Genomic DNA, 19,066 nt, shown 5'->3' with positions numbered 1-19,066 from the left:
ATGAAAACGCGCGCCAGGTGGGGCGCGCGTTTTGTATGCCGGTGATGTAGCGGTCTCAGACGTCTGATTTGATGCCCGTCTGGGTGCGGAACATCACCTCGTCGAAGCGCTTTTCATTCTCCATGTCGCGCGTGCCGAGGAGGCTGCCGAGGATCGCCCCGAGAATGCCAAGCGGCAGGGAGACGATGGTTGGATTGGCGATCTGCCACCATCCCTCCGGGCCAGCATAAAACTTGCCGGCCGGGCCGATCAGCACCAGATAAAGGGCTGATACCAGACCAAGCGCCACACCGCCGATGACGCCTGCCGTGGTGAAGCGGCGCCAGAAGATCGACAACGCCACCACCGGGAAATTGGTGCTGGCGGCGATGCCGATGGCGAGAAAGACGAGGATGGCGACATTGACGCCTTCGGCAAGAATGCCAAGGACGATGGCAAAGATGCCGATGCCGATTGAACTCAGCCGGGCGACCATGACCTGGCTTTTTTCCTCCACCTTCCCCTTCATGATGAGATTGACATAAATGTCATTGGCAATCGTGCCCGAGGTTGCCAGTGTCAGACCGGCAACCACCGCAAGGATGGTGGCCACGGCCACGGCCGAGACAAAGCCCACCATGATCTGACCGCCCAAGGTTCCCTTGCCGCCGCCGAGGAATTCGGCGAGCAGTGGCAGCGTCAGATTACCGCCGGGATTGCCGACGCGCAGCGCCTGAGGGCCGAGATAATGGACGGCCGCCATGCCAAAGATGGTTGTGCAGAAGAAGAAGGAACCGGCAAGGAACATCACCCAGATGACCGATTTACGCGCCGTCTTGGCGTCAGGCACCGTGTAAAAGCGCGTCATGACATGGGGCAGACCGGCAAGCCCCAGCATGATGGCCAATCCGAGAGACAATTCATCCCACGGGTTCTTCAGGAGATTGCCGGGCAGCATGAAGGCGGCGCCGGCCTTGGCTTCGGCTGATTCGAACAGGGTGAGCGGGTTGAAATTCACACCGGCCAGAGCCAGCACGAGGATGATCAAACCGGCACCCAGCATGAGGACGGCCTTGATGATCTGCACCCAGCTGGTGGCAAGCATGCCACCGATGGCGACATAAAGGATCATGCCGATACCAACGAGGACGACTGACACATCGTAGCGAAGCCCGAACAGAAGCTTGATGAGGACGCCGCCACCGGCCATCTGCGGGATCATATAGGCCAGGTTGATGATAATCGCGCCGACGGCTGAGGCCCACAACGCCGAGGGTTGACGCATACGGTACAAGATCACATCACCCATCGTATAGGTGCCGGTGTTGCGCAACGGTTCGGCGATCAGCAGCAGCACGGTGCAAAACGCCAGGAGCGGGCCCACCGCGTAGAAGGCGCCATCCATGCCGAACAGAGCGGTGAGGCCGGTGAAGCCGAGGAAGGCGGCAGCTGAACACCAGTCACCCGCCAGGGCAAAGCCGTTTTGCGCGGCAGTCAGTCCCTTGCCGCCGGTGTAGAATTCGCTGGCGGTGCGGGTGCGCCCGGAGGACCAGGCGGTCACCCACAAGGTCAGGGCCATAATGACGGCAAAAATACCAATGGAAATCCAGTTCATGATTTGCCTCCAGCCTTGCGTGCCTGGGCAATGACAGCGGCGATCAAGGGGTCGTGGTCGCGTTCCGAGACACGTGCATAGATAATGGCGATAGCCCACGCCATAATATAATTAGCGATGATGAGGACAAAACCGAGATTAAGAGGACCGAATACTTTCAGTCCCATCAACGATCTCTGGAAACTTAAAAGGAGTGATAGTCCGACAAACCCTACACAGAAGATAAACAACATAAAGTAGATAAATTTTGTTCTGGTCGCTATGAGAGTTTTGAATTCCATGCTCTCCACGCCCTTTATCCAGGCGCCAGGTATATTGCTGTCAGCACTCATTTTAACTGGTTCGGCCATTTTTTCTTTCTCCATTTATTTGACGTCCACGGACGACATTAGGCATTTTCAGCAAAAAACAGCAGTTATTGTTGAGAAGATCAAAGCCTGGTCACCGACAGAATCATCGGACACATTATGAACTCAATTGGCAATGTGCGTACAGAGCCCCGGGCGCGCAATCAAAATCGCGTGCAGGAGCTATGTACCCTCCTGATTACTGGAGATCAAGCGATCAAAGCGCGGGAGAGAAAACACAACTGATGGTCAGAAACTGTCGGTCGTGCGCCAGCCGCTGCCGGAGGCGGGAGGCGATGATGATTGGCCACCCCAGGGGCTCTGCCCGCCCGACGCGCCGGAACCGCCCCCCCAGTTGCCGCCGAAGCCCGGGTCGCGCCGACGATATTCGCCAGCCATGGCCCGGCCAAGATCGCTTGACGAGAGGGCGCCGGCGACGATGCCGCGGATAATATCGGAGATGAGAACGTGGTTGGCGAAATTTCCCCATGGACTGTCATAGCCCTGGGCGCGGGCGCCATCCCTTGCTGATTCCAGCTCGGCACGCTTGCGCGCCATATCCTGGATCTGCGACCGAATTTTGGCTGTGTCCTGATCGGCCCTGGCGATGGCTTGGCGGGCCCGCGTGATGGCGTTCAGCGCGTTCTCATCGTCCGGTGTCGGTGTTTTGAAGGCGTCGGCATAGAGCTGGCGCATGTCAGCCCGTGACAGACGATCAGCCAGCAGGGCGATGGCGGATTTTCGCCCACCATCCTCGCTTTGCACCAGAGCGGTTCGCTCGCCCTCCACCGCCTGAACGGCTGCAGCGGCAGCGGCTGCGGCTGCCTGGGCCGCCTGGTCTTTTGCCTGTGCGGCCTGCAGAGCCTCTTCCAGCGGGCCGATGCCAGCGGCTACAAGGGCTTGTCGTTCGATCGTGCCTTGCACGGCCTTGGCGTCGGTGATCGACTGCAGCTTGGCGGCTGCGTGCTCGCTGAGACGGGCGGGGATGGACAACAGCATCGCATAGTTGGCGCGGGCATCGCCATAGCCGATGAGGCGGGCGACGCGCCGGTCAAAAAACCGCACGAAAAAGCCGGTGCGATCCTCGTTTGTGCCATGCTTGCGCTGCCACAGATACATGAACAGCGGATCGTTTTCGTAGGGCTTTCGCTTCTGGGTCAGGTCGTCGCTGGCGCGTTGTGATTTTTCGGCGGCAGCCTGTGCCGTCAGGCGTGCCGCTTCAACGCCCTGCCTGGCCTTTTGCCAGTCAGGTGTCGTGGTGACGGTTTGTGCGACGGCACGGTGCTTGGCCTCGAGTGTTTCAATCGCTGCAGCAAGAACCCGCCCGCTGTCGCGCTTGTTATCCTCTGCCTTGTGCTGGACGTCGAGCGCATCGCTGCGTTTTCTGTCCAGGGCAGCAAGCACGGCACGTTCGCCGGCGATCATGTCAAGCGCGCGGCGTTCAATGCTATCGAGATCGTTGAGAAGCTCGGTCTGTGCCAGAAGATCGAGCTTGATGCGTGCCAGCGCCCGGAAACCATCAGCTTCAGCCTGCCTGGCACGGGCTGCCTCCTCATTGGCTGAGGCCAGCGCCGCATCGAGCCGGCTTTCATCCCCTTTGAGACCAAGAATGGTCTGTTCGAGGCCGTGCAGAGCTTCTCGCCCGGAAATCATCCATTCACCATTTGGTCAGACGGCCCGATTCAACCGCCATCAGATAGTCGGGCTCAAGAAAGCCGCGCCGCTTTTCGGCCAGGCGGACGCGCTGCAGGATACCGTTTGCCTGCTTGTCGGCGCGGATCGCCTGATAGGTGGCCTGAGGCACACGCACGGCGAAGCGCGAGACGGTGTCGGTATCGCCTGTTTCTTCATTGCGCACCCGTAACCGCACCGGTTTTTCATCAAGATCAATGGCATTGACCACAACATAAAGACCGCGGCCGCCGGGTGCCGCGTTATTTTCGCGGGCAAAGCCTGTCTGCTCCTCCGGCCGGGCGGGTATGCGCAGGGTGAATTCGAGACGCAATTGCTGGGTAAGCTGATCAAGGGCCGCAACGGCGCCGCGGGCTTCGTCCGCATTGCCGCGCTCAAGCGCCAGCTTTCCGGCAGCCGAAAGAGCCGTTGCCCGCTGGCGGGCCGTATCGATCTGGGCTTCGCCAAGAGCTGCTTTCGTGGCGATATCCAGCGCTTTGGGCAGATCGATGGTGAGTTCGTCGCGCGCTGACCGGGCCGCCTGCTCGGCTGGAGCAACAACCGCGACCTGATAACCGGTCACCGCAATGATCAGGGCGGCAAGCGCGCCCAACACAAAGCGGCTGATCACGCCACGCTTGACCCAGATCCAGGCGAGATTGCGGGCAAGGCCAGGCGGTGCCGGGTGATAGGCAAAGCGGTTTTCATCCAGCGCCTTCACGCCTTCATGCAACACGCTTTCGGACACCTCGATGCCCTGACTCTTGTACAAACCGCGCAGACGGTCGACGAGCGATTTCTCGCGCTCCTCCTCGTTGAGTTCGCGCTCAACGAGGATATCGCGATGGCGCAGCGTATCAACGACATCCATCGCCAGCATCAGCTCGTCGAGCTTGTCGGGTTTGGGGGATGCGGGCGCCGAGTTGCTGGCAGAAGTATCGCTCATGACAGCGGCAGGGCCTTGCCGTCAGCGATGAGCTTGGCGATGCGCTTCTTGCCGTCCTCGACCGCATCGCGGATTTCGGCAGAATTGGCGCTCGAGGCTTTTCGCATCTCCTCGATGATGATCTGGGAACGCTCCTGAAAGTTGACAACCGAATCGACAAGTTTCTTCACCGCGTCAGCGCGGATGGTTGGCCCGTAGCCGGCGCGCACGGCTGCTTCCTGCACCTTGTCGCCGATCTCGGAGAGAACCTCGAGCGATTTCGAGACACCTTCTTTCATCGCCTCCAGCGTGGCTGTCGATTCATGGAGGCCGAACATGCCGGTGAATGACGCTTTGAGCGCGGTCAGCACCGAATCATTGGTGGAGAAGAAGCTCACGGCCTGGGCATAGACGCGCTCCTTGGCGCTCGTTGTCTGCATGAGGCGGGCCATGACGACTTCGGAGGTATTGTAGGAAATCGTCAGATTGTCGGAGAGGTCCTTGGCGATCTGGTAGCGCTTTTCCTCGTCCTGGGTGATGCGCAGCTGTTCATCGCGGGTCAGTTCGAGCCTGGCCCGCTCCGCCGGCTCGCTGCCGGCGTAGGAGCCGACAACATCGGATGCCTGCTTCAGCGCGGCGCGTTCAGCGTCAAGCTTGCCGTTGGCCGCCTTCAGCACTTCGAGCGCCAGCACTTCGGCCTGTTTCACCGCGCCGCGAAAATCGCGGTAAGCATCGAGAATGATCTGCTCGCGCTTGATCTGGTTGCTGGTCTCCTTGGTCACTTCAAGGTAAGTGGAGCGGATCTTGTCGAAACGGTCGGCGACGTCGCCGCGGGCGATCTTCATCCAGGTGTTGGTGGCGCGCTCCAGCATATCGAGCTTGCCGTCGCTCATCTGATCGACCATGCGCTTGCAATCATCACGGATCGAGTTGAAGCCGCTGGTGATGATCTTGTAGCGCTCGCCGACTTCCATATTGGAGACTTGCTCGCGCACCACCTCGTTGAAGACAGAGGTCTGGTTGAGGGTGCGGGCGATAATGGCGATCTTGTCGGGCTCGAGGCTCGATATCTGCTCCAGCAGCGCGTTGACCGGCGCCTCTTCGGTTCGCGTCGGCAAAAGGCCGAGATCGCGCAGCGCGCCTGTCGCCTTGTCGAGATATTGCATCGGTGTCTTGATGACGATATCGGCCATAATGCTCCCTCACGCAGTGTCGCGGACTGTTCCGCTTGTCGCGGTCTGCCCCTAAGGTGCGATATTGGCAGGAATTACGCAACGCGCGTATGTCAGTCCGGTCGAATTTGTGACAACAACGGAACATCGAGCCTCATGATCACTCTTGCTGATATTCGCTCTGCCCGCCAGCGCGTCACATCTCACATCCGCACCACGCCGGTCCTCGCTGACACATCCACCGGAGCGCTCCTCAAACTGGAATTTCTGCAGCATTCAGGCTCGTTCAAGGCGCGCGGGGCGTTCAATAATCTCCTGTCGCAGACGATTCCTGAGGCAGGCGTTGCGGCAGCTTCAGGGGGTAATCACGGGGCTGCGGTGGCGCTTGCCGCCCAGCGCCTCGGGCTCAAGGCAAAGATTTTCGTTCCTGAAATTTCGTCACCAGCCAAAATTGCCCGCATCCGCGCCTGCGGGGCGGCGATCGTCATCGGCGGTGCGAGCTACGCTGACGCGGCGGCGGCGTGTGATCTCCATGTGAAGGAAAGCGGCGCGCTCCCGGTTCATGCCTACGACAGCTGGGCAACCATCGCCGGTCAGGGGACGCTTGGCGCTGAATGGGAAGAGCAATCGCCGCAGCTCGATACGGTTCTGGTGGCGGCAGGCGGTGGCGGCCTCATCGCTGGTATCGCCCGCTGGTTTGAGCGGCGTGTCAAGGTGGTGGGTGTGGAGCCGCAAGGCTCCTGCGCCCTGCATGCTTCCCTCAAGGCTGGCAGACCGGTGGACGTTGCGGTGAGCAGCATTGCCGCCGACAGTTTGGGCGCGCGCAATTGCGGGCAGCGTGTGCTGGCGGTGGCCGAGCGCTATGTGGATCATGTGGTGCTGGTGGACGATGAGGCGATCAGGCAGACGCAGAATTGGCTGTGGCGCGAGATGCGGATCGTTGCCGAGCCGGGCGGGGCGGCAGCGCTCGCCGCGTTGCAATCGGGTGGTTACCGCCCGGCACAGGGCGAGCGGGTCGGCGTTCTTCTGTGCGGGGCCAATACCGATCCGTCATCGGTGGTGTGACGTCACGGCTCGGGCCAGGAACGTCCGAACCCCGGCAGGCTGAGCGCGCCGAAGGTTTTTTCAAGGAAACCGGCGTCGGATTGCGTCTTTGCAGGCTCCGTTCCTGCAGCAGCCGGCGCCAGCGTCGCTGTACCGGCCAGTTTCGAGCGCAGCGGTGAGGGCAGGGGGCGTGGAGCGTCCGGCGCGGGCGCGCCGTCGATGGCCTCTACGCGTTGCTCTGCCGGTGCGAAAGCAGAAATGACATTGCCAAAGAGGCTGCTGATCGCGTTTGGCGGCGGGGCAGCGTTCAGAGTTGCAGATTGTGTCGCGAGAGCGGGCGGCGCTGCGGCAGGCTGCTGTGCGGGTACTAAAGGCGCATTGGCGATTTGTGTTGTCGCGATGGCGGCAACCGGGGTGGTGGCGGGCGTAATACCGGCGGGCGGCGGCGGCGTGGCAAGCGCTACGGCTGCCGGTGCGATCGCGCCCGCATTCGTCGTATTTTCGGTTGCTGCCTGACTGTCGGGCACAGCGGCTGGCTGAATTTCACCACGCGCAATCTGTTTCAGTTCGGTGGTCGGGCCGGCCTCAGCGCCGGGCAACAGCGTCAGAGCCTCGGGGCCGGCGGAAGGCAGGCTGGCGCGAATGACCTGGCGTGATTTGTAAATGGCATGAACGGGCAGCGGCGTATGGCCGGCCTGCGCGGTCACGTGAGGCTTGGTTGCGTGCTCGTGTTCAAGGATTTCGGCGAGCTTCACGGCCTCCGCCTTGCGCTTTTCGGCAACCGCGCTGGCTATGCTCTGGGGTATCTGCGAGGCCGGGCAGGCTTCGGAGGCTGAGAATCTAGCTGACGGGTCAAGCGGCTGGTGATCGAATACGTAGCGCTTGCCGCACACCTGGACGTTTGGTTCACGCAATGTCGCCTCGAAATGATCCGAGCCTTCCTTGATCATGCGCCAGAAGGCGATGTTCTCGTTATTGCGGAAGCGATGCATGTTGGCAGGCGTCATGCGGAAGGGCATAATCTGCATCTGGAAGGCCTGCTGGCCGCCATCGAAGGCGTCGCGGGCAAGCGCGAAGATTTCCTGCATCTGCTTGTCGGTCATCGCAAAGCAGCCGCGCGAGGAACAATCGCCGTGGACCATGAGATTGGAGCCGGTGCGATCAAGTGCGCGATCGAAACTGTTTGGATAGCCGGTGTCGAAGGCCAGGAAATAGCTCGACCGCGGGTTCAACTGCGGCGGCGTGATGGGATAGAAGCCTTCCGGTGCCTGGCGGTCGCCCTCCTTGCGCTTGGGACCCAGATCGCCCGACCAGCGGCAGATCTCATAGGTTTTGAGCAAAGCGAAGCGTTCATCCTTGCGGGTGCGCTTCCACACCTCCAATTTGCCTTCAGCCTTGAAGACACGCATGAGGATGGGCGCATATTTGTCGATGCCAAGCGTATCCATCAGTTCGCGGGTCTCGGCCGATACCGCGCGCAACTGCTTGGGCGTATAAAGCGGCGAGCGCTCGGAGCAGGCGCCAAGCGCCAGCATCAGCGTTGCTGTCAGAAGAATGCGGATACGGCTCAACGTCATGCCAACCCTTATACAACGAAAAACGGCAAAAATGCTGCCATATCTCAGGCGCACCGGTATCTTTTCATTATGCCTAACACAAGACCAAAGCGTAAAGAACAGGCCGTTTTCTCTACAATTCGCGGTGAAGTGGCGCTGCATCACCTGTCATGACGACAGCGCGGCGCGGCCGATGGCGAGAAATTTCTCGCGCCGGAGGCGGCGGATATCCTCAACATTCAGGGATTCGAGCGCGGCAAGATGGCGGGATATTTCATCGCCCACTGCATCCATCGCCTTTTGCGGCTCGCGATGGGCGCCGCCCAGCGGTTCGGCGATGATCGCGTCGATGACGCCAAGGCGCTTCAAATCCTGCGCCGTGATCTTCATGGCGGTTGCCGCGTCCTGGGCACGCGCCGAATCGCGCCACAGGATGGAGGCCGCGCCCTCCGGCGAGATGACGCTGTAGATGGAATGCTCCAGCATCAGGACGCGATTGGCGGCGGCGATGGCGATGGCGCCGCCTGAACCGCCTTCACCAATGATGATGGCAATGTTGGGGACGCCAAGCCCAAGGCAGGCATCGGTCGAGCGGGCAATCGCCTCCGCCTGGCCGCGCTCTTCAGCGTCAATGCCTGGAAACGCGCCGGGCGTGTCGACAAGCGCAATCACCGGCAGAGAAAAGCGCTCGGCCATGTCCATCAGGCGCACCGCCTTGCGATAGCCTTCCGGGCGCGCCATGCCGAAATTATGCTTCAGTCGTGCTTCGGTGTCCGCGCCCTTTTCATGGCCGAGAAAGGCGATGCTTCGCCCGCGAAAACGCCCCAGACCGGCAATGATGGCGGCATCCTCGCTGAATTTACGGTCACCCGCCAGCGGTACGAAATCACTGATGAGGCGGGCGATATAGTCGCTGCAATGCGGACGCTCGGGGTGGCGCGCCACCTGCGTTTTCTGCCACGGTGTCAGCTTTGCGTAGATGTCTTTCAGCGATGAGCGGGCGCGGGCTTCCAGCCTGGCGATTTCATCGCTGCTGCCGGCAACGCCGCTCTGGGCGGCGGCAAGCGCCTGCAACTCGGCGAGCTTGGCCTCGAAATCAGCGACGGGTTTCTCGAAATCCAGAAAAAAACGCATGGGATCGATGGATCAGTCCTGTTTTCAAGCCAGCCTGCGGACAGCGCCGGGGACACTGGCGAGAGGGGGGAGACCTGTCAAGGGACGGGGTCGGGCTGTTTCAGTCATCCATCAACGGATGATGGTCGCGTACCAGCCCGTGCAGACGGGCATCGGGGAGATGCGTGTAAATCTGGGTCGTGGCGATATCGGCATGGCCCAGCAGATGCTGAACCACCCGCAGATCAGCGCCACCCTGCAGCAGATGGCTGGCGAAGGCATGGCGCAGCACGTGCGGCGACAGGCGGGACGGGTCGATGCCGCTTGCTGCGGCGATCGCTTTGAGATCACGGGCAAAATGCTGACGCGTGAGATGGCCGCTGGCGCCGCGCGAGGGAAACAGCCATGGGCTGTCGGTTGCGCCCGCCAGCGCCAGATAAGCGGCCATTGCCTCGCGCGCGACGTCGCCCAGAGGGACGAGGCGTTCCTTGTGTCCCTTGCCCATGACGGCGATCATCTGCAAGCCGGGCTTTGCTGCCAAACGGGGAAGGCTTATCAATTCGCTGACGCGCAGGCCGCTCGCATAGGCAATCTCGATGAGGCAGATCAGGCGTGTCGCGCGCAGACGCTGTGCTGGCGGCAGGTCGGTGTTGCCGGCAATTTTCTGCGCGGTGACGATCAGGCGGTCGATATCCTCGCTCGACAGCACTTTGGGCAGGGGCTGGTGGCGCCTTGGCGCGTCGATGAGGAGGGTCGGATTATCCTTGCGCCAGCCTTCATCCAGCATAAACCGGTAAAACTGGCGCATCGCCGACAGTTTTCGGGCGCTTGAGGCTGCCGACAGTCCGTCGTTTGCCAGATGTTCCAGATAAAGGCGCAATTCGTCTGTCGTGGCTTCACCCAGAGCCGAGGCGCCGGCGCGAAGAAAAGTTGCGAGGCCCTCAAGATCACGTCGATATGCCGCAAGCGTGTTCGCCGCAGCGTTACGCTCAACGCTCAACATCTCCAGAAACGTGTCGATGGCCCCAAGGCTGTTCATCGGCTCATGAAGGAGCTAATCAGACAAAAAGCGGTTAACGCTGGTCGTCCTTGCGCAATTTATCCGCAGGGACGGTGAAGCTCAGATCAGCCGGATGGGGCTCGACAAAGGTCGCAAGCGCGTACATGCCGAGGAAAATTGTCCCGGCGACGACGGCGCAAAAAGTGATGAACTTGAAGAGTGTGGGCATCGCACGGGCCAACATGCCTGTACGAGGAACAATTCACAAGAGGCCGCAGCGCTGATAGATGAACGCTGGCTGTGGCAACATCGCGTCAACGCGGGACGATGCCATGGTGTTCGTCTCCTGCGCGGTTACCATCGGGTCGTCTGTTGTCGCTGCTGATGCTCATATTCGATTGTTCTGCTCGTGGTGCTGGCCATGAGTGAGCGTGCAATCGTCCTATCGTCTGCTCCCCAGGTGGAGCGGCTTCTGGCGCGGCTCAAGGATCGCTCGATCGTGCTGGTGGGTATGATGGGGGCCGGCAAGACGTCGGTTGGCCGGCGCCTTGCCGAGCGCCTCGCCCTGCCCTTCGTCGATGCCGATCACGAAATTGAAGTCGCGGCGGGCATGAGCGTATCGGAAATTTTCGAAACGCGGGGTGAAAGTGATTTTCGCATTGGCGAGGCGAAGGTCATCGCCCGATTGCTGGGCGGCGGGCGCAAGGTGATTGCGACCGGCGGCGGCGCCTTCATGAATGGCACAACGCGCGCCAACATCGCCCGCGAGGCGATATCCGTCTGGCTCAAAGCTGATCCCGACGTGCTGATGCGGCGCGTGCGCAAACGAGCCAATCGTCCGCTTCTGCGCACCGCGGATCCCGATGCGACGCTGCGGGCGCTTCTTGTCCAGCGCGAACCGGTCTACCAGCTGGCCGATGTGACCGTCGAAAGCCGCGACATCCCGCAGGAGCAGGTCGTCGACGCGCTTTTTGCGGCGTTGGCAGACAGGCTTGATCAGGAGAACAGACCCACATGAGCGCAGCACCGTCCGTCGTGCGCGTCGATCTTGGCAAGCGCGGCTACGACATCGTTGTTGGTGGCGGCGTGATTGCCGAGGCTGGCGCGCGGATCGCCCATCTGCGTCCCGGTGCCAATGTGGCCATCGTCAGCGATACGACCGTCTTCAGCCATCACGGCGCGGCTCTGCGATCGAGTTTGAGCAAGGCCGGCATCACCGCGCACGAGGTGCTGGTGGCGCCGGGCGAGGCGTCGAAGAGCTGGCGCATGCTGGAGCAAGTGAGCGAAGGGCTGATTAGCGCACGCATCGAGCGACGCGATCTGGTGATTGCGCTTGGCGGAGGTGTGGTCGGTGATCTTGCCGGTTGCGCGGCGGCGCTGACGCGGCGCGGCATTGACGTGGTGCAGATTCCAACCAGCCTGCTGGCACAGGTCGATTCGTCGGTTGGCGGCAAGACGGGCATCAATTCACCAGCCGGCAAGAATCTCATCGGCGCCTTCCATCAGCCCTGCCTGGTGCTGGCCGACAGTGATGCTCTTGATACGCTCAGCGCGCGCCATATGCGTGCGGGTTATGCCGAGATTGTCAAATACGGATTGCTGGGCGATGGTGTCTTTTACGACTGGCTGGAAGCGCATTGGCAGGGGATATTCGCAGGCGGGGATGAACGCATTCACGCCATTTCAAAAAGCTGCGCCATGAAGGCTGCCATTGTCGCGCGCGATGAGACCGAGCAGGGGGAGCGGGCGCTCCTCAATCTGGGTCATACGTTTGCCCATGCCCTTGAGGCGCTGAGCGGATATTCTGACCGGCTGCTTCATGGCGAAGCGGTTGCCATCGGTGTGGCGCTCGCCTTCCGTTATTCGGCCCGCTCAGGGCTGGCGGCGGCGGTGGTGGCGCAGCGCGTTGAGCGGCATTTGCGAGCAGTTGGGTTGCCCACGCGCATCAGCGATATCGCTGGCGGTGTGGGCGCCAGTGCCGATATCATGGCGGCGATGGCCCAGGACAAGAAAGTCTCGCGTGGCAAGCTTACTTTCATTCTGGTCAAGGGTATCGGCAGCGCGTTCATCGCCAGGGATGTCGATGGTGCTGGTATGATGCGATTTCTTGATGATGAGATGTGCGGGCGGTGAAGGCCGGCCTGCCATGAGGGTATCATGTTCGATGATCTGACGACTGGCGGGCTGCTGTTTCTGAGCCTGATAGTGGCCGCTCTCCTTGCGAGTTCGTTTTTCTTTTCCGGCTCGGAAACCGCGCTCACGGCGGCCTCGCGAGCGCGAATCCTGCAATTGCAGAACAGTGGCGATGAACGTGCCGCGCGTGTCATGCGGCTGCTTGACATCCGCGAGCACCTCATCGGCACGCTTCTCATCTGCAACAACCTCGTCAACACGGCTGCGGCATCGCTGACGACGGGTATCCTGCTCGCGCTCTTTGGCGAGGTCGGTATCGTCTACGCTACCGTCGTGGTGAGCGTTCTCGTCATCGTTTTCTCCGAAGTCTTGCCGAAGACAGTGGCGATCGCCGATCCTGAGCGTGGTGCCTTGCTGGTTGCTCCGGCGGTCGAGTTGATCGTCGTCCTGATCGGCCCGGTGGCGCGGGCGGTCGATCTTCTGGTGCGTGGCGTTCTCAAACTGGTTGGCGTGCGACCGGGCGATCAGCAGGATGCGATGACGGGCGCGGAGGAAATCCGCGGTACGGTTGATCTTCTTGCCAAGGATGGATCGGTCGAGCGCGAGGACCGCCACATGCTGGGCGGGCTGCTCGACCTCAGCGATCTGACGGTGTCTGACATCATGGTCCACCGCACCAAGGTGTTGGCGCTGGATGCCGACAGGCCGGTGAGCGAGATCATCACGGCAGCGCTGGAGAGCCCTTATACGCGGCTGCCGCTCTGGCGCGGTGAAGCGCAGAATATTGTTGGTATCCTGCATGCCAAATCGCTGGTGCGCGCCATCCATGCGGCCGGCGACAACGCCAGCAAGGTCAGCATCGACGACATTATCTCTCCGGCCTGGTTCGTGCCGGACACGACGCCGCTGCGTGACCAGTTGAAAGCCTTCCTCAAGCGGCGCGCCCATATGGCGCTGGTGGTTGACGAATATGGCGAGGTCATGGGGCTGATCTCGCTGGAGGATATCATCGAGGAGATTGTCGGTGAAATTTCCGACGAGACGGACGAGGAACTTCCCGGCGTTCGCGTGCAGGCCGACGGCGCGGTAAGTGCGGATGGCCAGGTGCCCATTCGCGACCTCAACCGCAAGATGGACTGGGCGCTGCCGGATGAAGAGGCAACGACGATTGCCGGCCTCGTCATCCATGAGGCGCGGATGATCCCCGATCCCGGCCAGACGTTCACCTTCCACGGCTATACTTTTCAGGTTCTGCGCAAGGAGCGCAACCGGCTGACGCGGCTTCGTATCACCCCAACCCCGCAGGCAAAACGCCCGGCAGCGCCGCTGGGCCAGGCGGTGGCGGCGGGTGGATGAGGGTGCTTACTGCCCCGGCTCCAGCACAATCTGGACCGGATTTGGCACGAGCTCGCGGCGAAAATTGGCACCCGGGTCGGACAGGGAGTTGCGCTCCGTCAGCCCGAAGCGGATGCCCGGCGCGATCGTCACGCCATCGCTGCGCCCAGGTGAAAAGATGCTGGCAACCAGAACTTTCCCGCTCGCATAGCCCGCTTTGGTGAAAACCGCCTCGAAACCGTCAAAGCGTGACAGGTCAAGGGTGCAAGGCGTGACGCAGCTTGGGCCAAGCGACGTCGTCACCAGCGCTCCTTCCGGCTGCGAAAGGAAGCGCACGGGCTGGCGCCCGCCCGAGGGCAGGTTGGCGCAGCCAGCAAGCACTGCCATGATCAGTCCCGCCAGACACCAGCGTCCACGCTGATCGATCGGATTGTCTTGCCCGGTCATTTATTCACCTGGTGCTTTCAGCGACAGGGCAAGAGCATGAAGCCCTTGCGCGAATTCCCCGGCAAGTGCGGCATTGACGCGACGATGACGCTCAACGCGGCTCAATCCGCCGAAAACCGGCGTGACGAGGGTCACGCGATAATGCGTCTCGCCGCCCGATCCGGCGCCTGCATGCCCGGCATGCAGGGCCGATTCGTCGATGATTTCCAGAAAGGCCGGCTGGAATCCGCCGGTCAGAATGTCGTGAAGTCGTTCGGCGCGTGTCATCAGCGGACCATTGCCGAGGCTGTCAGCGACGTCAATCACTGGTGAACGCCCCTTCGTATATTGTCCGCCGCTGCGATGCCCGGTCTTGCCTTTCGCCGCTACCCCGGCCATGTCTTGCAGGTATGAAAGTCTTGCAGGCATGAAACAGGCATCGAAGCTATTTGACGGGATCAGGGTGAAGCCGGAGCGTGATCGCACGCGCCGTCTTGGCGAGCCGGCCTGCGAGCATCCCGGCTGCGCCCTCAAGGGTGAGTTCAAGGCGCCGAAGGGTCGCGACCATGAAGGCCAGTACTGGCGCTTCTGTCTCATCCACGTGAAGGAATACAACGCGCGCTACAATTATTTCAACGGCATGAGCGATGATGCAGTCGCCAGCTTCCAGAAGTCGGCCATCGTTGGCCATCGCCCGACCTGGACGATGGGCGTCAAGGGTTTTACCCGGGGCGACGACGCGCACGCCGAAAAAGTCGACGATAATGGCGATCCGTTCGAACTTTTTGCCCGCTCCGGCGTCAAGCGTCCGGCGGGTCCCAAGATCGCCGTCAAGGAGGGTCCGCGCGTCAGTGAAGCGGAGCGGCGGGCCTTCGAAAAACTCAATCTGGAGCCTGGCGCCAAGGCGGCCGAAATCAAGGCGCGCTACAAGGGGCTGGTGAAACGTTTCCACCCGGACGCCAATGGCGGCGACAGGACGACGGAAGACCGTTTCCGTGACATCGTACAGGCTTATGCCTTGCTGAAATCGGCCGGATATTGCTCATGACGGAGATCCGTTTGACCGGCTTCCCCGGCGGGCAAAACCTCTGCTAAGGACAGGAGATGGGCCGGGCCGGCAGTGCGCGCGCGTTGCCGGTGCGGTTTGAATGGAGCTGACATGAAAAATCTTGCCAAGGGAGCGACCGGTCTTCCGGACGCGACAGTCAATGTGCGCCAATTGTTCGGGATTGATTCCGATCTCGTCGTGCCGGCTTTCGCCACGAAAGAGGAGCATGTTCCCGATCTTGATCCCGATTACGTCTTTGACCGCGACACCACGCTCGCCATCCTCGCCGGCTTTGCCCATAACCGCCGCGTCATCGTCACCGGCTATCACGGCACCGGCAAGTCGACGCATATCGAGCAGGTGGCGGCGCGTCTCAACTGGCCGTGCGTGCGGATCAACCTCGACAGCCACGTCTCGCGTATCGATCTTGTCGGCAAGGATGCCATTGTTGTCCGCGACGGCAAGCAGATCACCGAATTCCGCGATGGCATGCTGCCCTGGGCGCTGCAGAACAATATCGCTCTCGTCTTCGATGAGTATGACGCAGGCCGCCCGGATGTGATGTTCGTCATCCAGCGCGTGCTGGAAGTCTCAGGGAAACTGACATTGCTCGACCAGAGCCGGGTCATCCGCCCGCATCCAAGCTTCCGCCTGTTTGCCACCGCCAACACCATCGGTCTTGGCGATACCACCGGGCTTTATCACGGCACGCAGCAGATCAATCAGGGCCAGATGGACCGCTGGTCGATTGTGACCACGCTCAACTACCTGCCGCATGATCAGGAAGTCGACATCATCTTCAAGAAGGCCAAGCACTACCAGAAGACCAAGGAAGGCCGCGACACCGTCTCGAAGATGGTGCGGGTGGCGGATCTGACGCGCAACGCCTTCATGAATGGCGACATCTCAACCGTCATGAGCCCGCGCACGGTGCTCACCTGGGCGGAAAATGCGGAGATTTTCGGCAGTGATATCGGTTTTGCCTTCCGCGTCACCTTCCTCAACAAATGCGACGAGCTGGAGCGCCAGCTCATCGCCGAATTCTACCAGCGCGCCTTTGGCAAGGAATTGCCGGAAAGCGCCACCAATGTGGCGTTGAGCTGACGGGGCACGATGGCGACGGTCAAAGCCCTCTTCTTCGACGTTTTCGGCACGCTGGCGGACTGGCGCGGGTCGATTGCGCGCGAGGTGAAGGTGGTGCTGGGCGCGAGGGCTGACGGGCTTGACGGCATCGCCTTTGCCGAGGCCTGGCGGGCCGAGTATCAGCCGTCCATGGAGCGGGTGCGACAGGGTGGTCGCGGCTATGTACTGCTCGATATCCTGCACCGCGAAAATCTCGAGCGCATCCTGCCGCGCTTCGGGCTGAGCGATCTCTCTGAAGAAACGAAAGCAGACCTCAACCACATCTGGCATCGCCTTGATGGCTGGGCAGATGTGCGCGCAGGGCTTGCGCGGTTGAGCGAACGCTTCTGGCTTGCGCCCTGCTCAAATGGGCATATCGCGCTGATGGCTGGCCTTGCCCGCCATAATGGCTGGCACTGGGATGCGATCCTCGGCGCCGAAATCGCCCGCGATTACAAGCCCAAGCCCGGTGTCTATCTGGCGGCCGTCGCAGCCTTCGGCCTGAAGCCCGGGGAATGCATGATGGTGGCCGCCCACAGCTATGATCTGTCCTCGGCGGCGGCGCTTGGCCTCAGAACGGCCCATATCGCGCGGCCGCTTGAATTCGGCGAGGGCGGCAAGGGCGAGCACGCGCCATCCGTGCCGGTTGATCATGCGGCAAGCGATCTTGTTGATCTGGCGCGGAGGCTTCACGCCTGATGGCCTTCACCCCCACCCAGAAAGGCACAGCGAAATCCGCCCCGACTGAGCCGCTGAAGCGGGCGGTGGCGGTCGCCATGCGGGCGATTGCGCGGGCGCCTGACCTTGAGGTCACCTTTGCGACTGACCGCCCGAGCCTGACGGCGGAGCGGGCGCGCCTCCCCGAGCCGCCGCGCAAGATGACGAAGGAGGATGCCGCCATCCTGCGCGGGCAGGCGGATGCGATGGCGCTCAGGATCGCCTGCCATGACGAGAAGGTGCATCGCGCTTTGTCGCCGGTCGGCCCCAATGCGCGGGCTATTTTCGATGCCGTCGAACAGGCGCGCGTCGAGGCTATCGGCTCGCAGCGCATGGCGGGCACGGCGCGCAACCTGTCGTCGATGTTGCAGGACCGCTACCATCGCAGCTCCTATCAGGATGCCAGCGAGCGCGGGGATGTGCCATTGGAAGAAGCGCTGTCGCTGCTGGTGCGTGAGCGGTTAAGCGGCCAGAAGGTACCGCCGGCGGCGCGCAAGATGCTCGATCTGTGGCGCCCGTGGATCGAGGACAAGGCGCAGGCAAGCCTGGCGCGGCTCGATGAGGTCATCGGCAACCAGCGGGCATTCGGTGAAGTCGTGCGCGAGGTGCTGAGCGATCTCGACATGGGCGATGAGCTTGGCGGCGATGCGGACGACAACGATAATCCCGAACAGGCGGATGATCCCAACGCCGATGATGAGCCGCAGGTGCAGGCGGGCGATGAAGCCGAGGACAGCGAGGCGCAGACGAGCGAACAGGCTGAAAGCGCGTCCGACGACGAGATGGCAGGGGATGCGGAAGCCAGCGAAGCGCGCCCTGACAGTGATGACGACGCGGAGCCTGGAGAGTCAGAGGAGCCGGGCGAGCCGCGCCGGCCGCCCAACTGGCCAGGGAACGAGCCGCGCGGGCCTGACTACAAGGTCTTCTCCACACGCTTTGACGAGATGATCGAGGCCGACAAGCTGTGCGACGCGGAAGAGCTGACGCGGCTTCGTGCCTATCTGGACAAGCAGCTGAACAATCTTCAGGGCGTGGTGGCGCGCCTTGCCAATCGTCTGCAGCGCCGCCTGCTGGCCCAACAGAACCGAGCCTGGGATTTCGACCTTGAGGAGGGCGCGCTTGATCCGGCCCGCCTGTCGCGCGTCATCACCGACCCCACCTCGCCGCTTTCCTTCATGATGGAGCGCGATACCAATTTCCGCGATACGGTGGTGACGCTGCTCATCGACAATTCAGGCTCGATGCGGGGGCGCCCGATCACGGTGGCGGCTACCTGCGCCGATATTCTGGCGCGCACGCTGGAGCGGTGCGGCGTCAAGGTGGAGATTTTGGGCTTCACCACGAAAGCGTGGAAGGGCGGACAGGCGCGAGAAATCTGGTTGCAGGGCGGCAAATCTGCCAATCCCGGCCGCCTCAATGATCTGCGCCACATCATCTACAAATCGGCGGATGCGCCGTGGCGTCGGGCAAGGCGCAATCTTGGTTTGATGATGCGCGAAGGGCTGTTGAAAGAGAATATCGACGGCGAGGCGCTGTCCTGGGCGCATCAGCGCCTGCTGGCGCGGCCCGAGGCGCGTAAAATCCTCATGATGATCTCCGACGGGGCGCCGGTCGATGATTCAACACTGTCCGTCAACCCCGGCAATTATCTCGAAAAACATCTGCGCTGGGTGATCGAGGAGATCGAAACGCGCTCGCCGGTCGAACTCATCGCGATTGGTATCGGCCATGACGTCACACGCTATTACCGGCGGGCGGTGACGATTGTGGACGCCGAGGAACTTGGTGGCGCCATGACCGACAAGCTGGCTGAGCTGTTTGAAGAAACGGCGGGACCCGAGAGAGCGCCCAGACGGGGCGTGC

The 19,066-nt window shown here is 61.8% G+C and carries 19 protein-coding genes; 8 read left to right on the top strand and 11 right to left on the bottom strand.

From position 1 onward, the window contains the following. Positions 1 to 55 precede the first annotated feature (55 nt). The 5 genes from ACINK1_RS11115 to ACINK1_RS11095 all read right to left on the bottom strand — a co-directional run bounded on the left by ACINK1_RS11115 (position 56) and on the right by ACINK1_RS11095 (position 5,730). Entirely contained in the window at positions 56 to 1,594 is a 1,539-nt protein-coding gene (locus ACINK1_RS11115; protein WP_376800418.1) for a cation acetate symporter, read from the bottom strand. Then, positions 1,591 to 1,959: a DUF485 domain-containing protein gene (locus ACINK1_RS11110; protein ID WP_376800417.1), complete on the bottom strand. Its 369-nt coding sequence runs from the start codon at positions 1,957 to 1,959 to the stop codon at positions 1,591 to 1,593. The genes ACINK1_RS11115 and ACINK1_RS11110 overlap by 4 nt, the downstream gene beginning before the upstream one ends. 231 nt (positions 1,960 to 2,190) lie before the next feature. After that, a complete protein-coding gene (locus ACINK1_RS11105) occupies positions 2,191 to 3,594 on the bottom strand; it encodes a hypothetical protein (protein ID WP_376800416.1) in 1,404 nt (467 codons plus the stop codon). 4 nt (positions 3,595 to 3,598) lie between these two features. Next, positions 3,599 to 4,558: a DUF6384 family protein gene (locus ACINK1_RS11100; protein WP_376800415.1), complete on the bottom strand. Its 960-nt coding sequence runs from the start codon at positions 4,556 to 4,558 to the stop codon at positions 3,599 to 3,601. After that, the gene (locus ACINK1_RS11095) at positions 4,555 to 5,730 is read right to left on the bottom strand and encodes a cell surface protein (protein WP_376800414.1); all 1,176 of its coding nucleotides are present in this window, start codon (positions 5,728 to 5,730) and stop codon (positions 4,555 to 4,557) included. Before ACINK1_RS11095 ends, ACINK1_RS11100 begins: the two co-directional genes overlap by 4 nt. 135 nt (positions 5,731 to 5,865) lie before the next feature. Here ACINK1_RS11095 and ACINK1_RS11090 point away from each other — a divergent pair, with 135 nt between their 5' ends. After that, positions 5,866 to 6,774 (top strand): threonine/serine dehydratase, encoded by a 909-nt coding sequence (locus ACINK1_RS11090; RefSeq protein WP_376800413.1) that lies wholly within the window; start codon positions 5,866 to 5,868, stop codon positions 6,772 to 6,774. Between the two features lie 2 nt (positions 6,775 to 6,776). On the opposite strand, the gene ACINK1_RS11085 is transcribed toward ACINK1_RS11090, so the two are convergent. The 4 genes from ACINK1_RS11085 to ACINK1_RS11070 form a co-directional block, all read right to left on the bottom strand. Beyond that, positions 6,777 to 8,330, bottom strand: a complete 1,554-nt coding sequence (locus ACINK1_RS11085) for a L,D-transpeptidase family protein (RefSeq protein ID WP_376800412.1) — start codon at positions 8,328 to 8,330, stop codon at positions 6,777 to 6,779. A 147-nt stretch (positions 8,331 to 8,477) separates the two neighbouring features. Next, the gene (locus ACINK1_RS11080; protein WP_376800411.1) at positions 8,478 to 9,443 is read right to left on the bottom strand and encodes an acetyl-CoA carboxylase carboxyltransferase subunit alpha; all 966 of its coding nucleotides are present in this window, start codon (positions 9,441 to 9,443) and stop codon (positions 8,478 to 8,480) included. A gap of 100 nt (positions 9,444 to 9,543) precedes the next feature. Next, positions 9,544 to 10,461 carry a site-specific tyrosine recombinase XerD gene (locus ACINK1_RS11075; RefSeq protein WP_376800410.1) on the bottom strand — a complete coding sequence of 306 codons (918 nt, stop codon included), beginning with the start codon at positions 10,459 to 10,461 and terminating at the stop codon, positions 9,544 to 9,546. A 34-nt stretch (positions 10,462 to 10,495) separates the two neighbouring features. Next, on the bottom strand, positions 10,496 to 10,651 hold the full coding sequence (locus tag ACINK1_RS11070) for a histidine kinase (RefSeq protein WP_376800409.1): 156 nt from the start codon (positions 10,649 to 10,651) through the stop codon (positions 10,496 to 10,498). A gap of 192 nt (positions 10,652 to 10,843) precedes the next feature. Here ACINK1_RS11070 and ACINK1_RS11065 point away from each other — a divergent pair, with 192 nt between their 5' ends. The 3 genes from ACINK1_RS11065 to ACINK1_RS11055 are packed head-to-tail and all read left to right on the top strand — an operon-like array spanning position 10,844 to position 13,911. Continuing rightward, complete coding sequence (locus ACINK1_RS11065) at positions 10,844 to 11,440, top strand: shikimate kinase (protein WP_376800408.1); 597 nt, start codon at positions 10,844 to 10,846, stop codon at positions 11,438 to 11,440. Then, positions 11,437 to 12,555, top strand: coding sequence for a 3-dehydroquinate synthase (gene aroB / locus ACINK1_RS11060; protein ID WP_376800407.1), 1,119 nt, complete (start codon positions 11,437 to 11,439; stop codon positions 12,553 to 12,555). The genes ACINK1_RS11065 and aroB overlap by 4 nt, the downstream gene beginning before the upstream one ends. A gap of 24 nt (positions 12,556 to 12,579) precedes the next feature. Further along, entirely contained in the window at positions 12,580 to 13,911 is a 1,332-nt protein-coding gene (locus tag ACINK1_RS11055) for an HlyC/CorC family transporter (RefSeq protein WP_376800406.1), read from the top strand. A gap of 6 nt (positions 13,912 to 13,917) precedes the next feature. On the opposite strand, the gene ACINK1_RS11050 is transcribed toward ACINK1_RS11055, so the two are convergent. Together ACINK1_RS11050 and ACINK1_RS11045 are read right to left on the bottom strand one after the other, a co-directional pair. Beyond that, positions 13,918 to 14,337 carry a hypothetical protein gene (locus ACINK1_RS11050; RefSeq protein ID WP_376800405.1) on the bottom strand — a complete coding sequence of 140 codons (420 nt, stop codon included), beginning with the start codon at positions 14,335 to 14,337 and terminating at the stop codon, positions 13,918 to 13,920. After that, positions 14,338 to 14,715, bottom strand: coding sequence for a BolA family protein (locus tag ACINK1_RS11045; RefSeq protein WP_376800404.1), 378 nt, complete (start codon positions 14,713 to 14,715; stop codon positions 14,338 to 14,340). It abuts the gene before it with no gap. Positions 14,716 to 14,743: 28 nt separating this feature from the next. On the opposite strand from ACINK1_RS11045, the gene ACINK1_RS11040 reads away from it, so the two are divergent. The 4 genes from ACINK1_RS11040 to cobT all read left to right on the top strand — a co-directional run. After that, positions 14,744 to 15,364 carry a J domain-containing protein gene (locus ACINK1_RS11040; RefSeq protein WP_376800403.1) on the top strand — a complete coding sequence of 207 codons (621 nt, stop codon included), beginning with the start codon at positions 14,744 to 14,746 and terminating at the stop codon, positions 15,362 to 15,364. 111 nt (positions 15,365 to 15,475) lie between these two features. After that, complete coding sequence (gene cobS, locus ACINK1_RS11035) at positions 15,476 to 16,468, top strand: cobaltochelatase subunit CobS (RefSeq protein WP_376800402.1); 993 nt, start codon at positions 15,476 to 15,478, stop codon at positions 16,466 to 16,468. 9 nt (positions 16,469 to 16,477) lie between these two features. Continuing rightward, the gene (locus ACINK1_RS11030; protein WP_376800401.1) at positions 16,478 to 17,185 is read left to right on the top strand and encodes a haloacid dehalogenase type II; all 708 of its coding nucleotides are present in this window, start codon (positions 16,478 to 16,480) and stop codon (positions 17,183 to 17,185) included. Further along, the coding region (gene cobT, locus ACINK1_RS11025) for a cobaltochelatase subunit CobT (RefSeq protein ID WP_395760128.1) at positions 17,185 to 19,066 on the top strand (1,882 nt) is incomplete at its 3' end. The genes ACINK1_RS11030 and cobT, both read left to right, overlap by 1 nt.

Source organism: Raskinella chloraquaticus (SeqCode) (genome assembly GCF_021731865.1).
Classification (GTDB): Bacteria; Pseudomonadota; Alphaproteobacteria; order Rhizobiales; family UBA4765; genus Raskinella; species Raskinella chloraquaticus.
The sequence above is the reverse complement of the archived record's forward strand: the minus strand, read 5'-3'. Positions and strand labels throughout refer to the sequence as shown.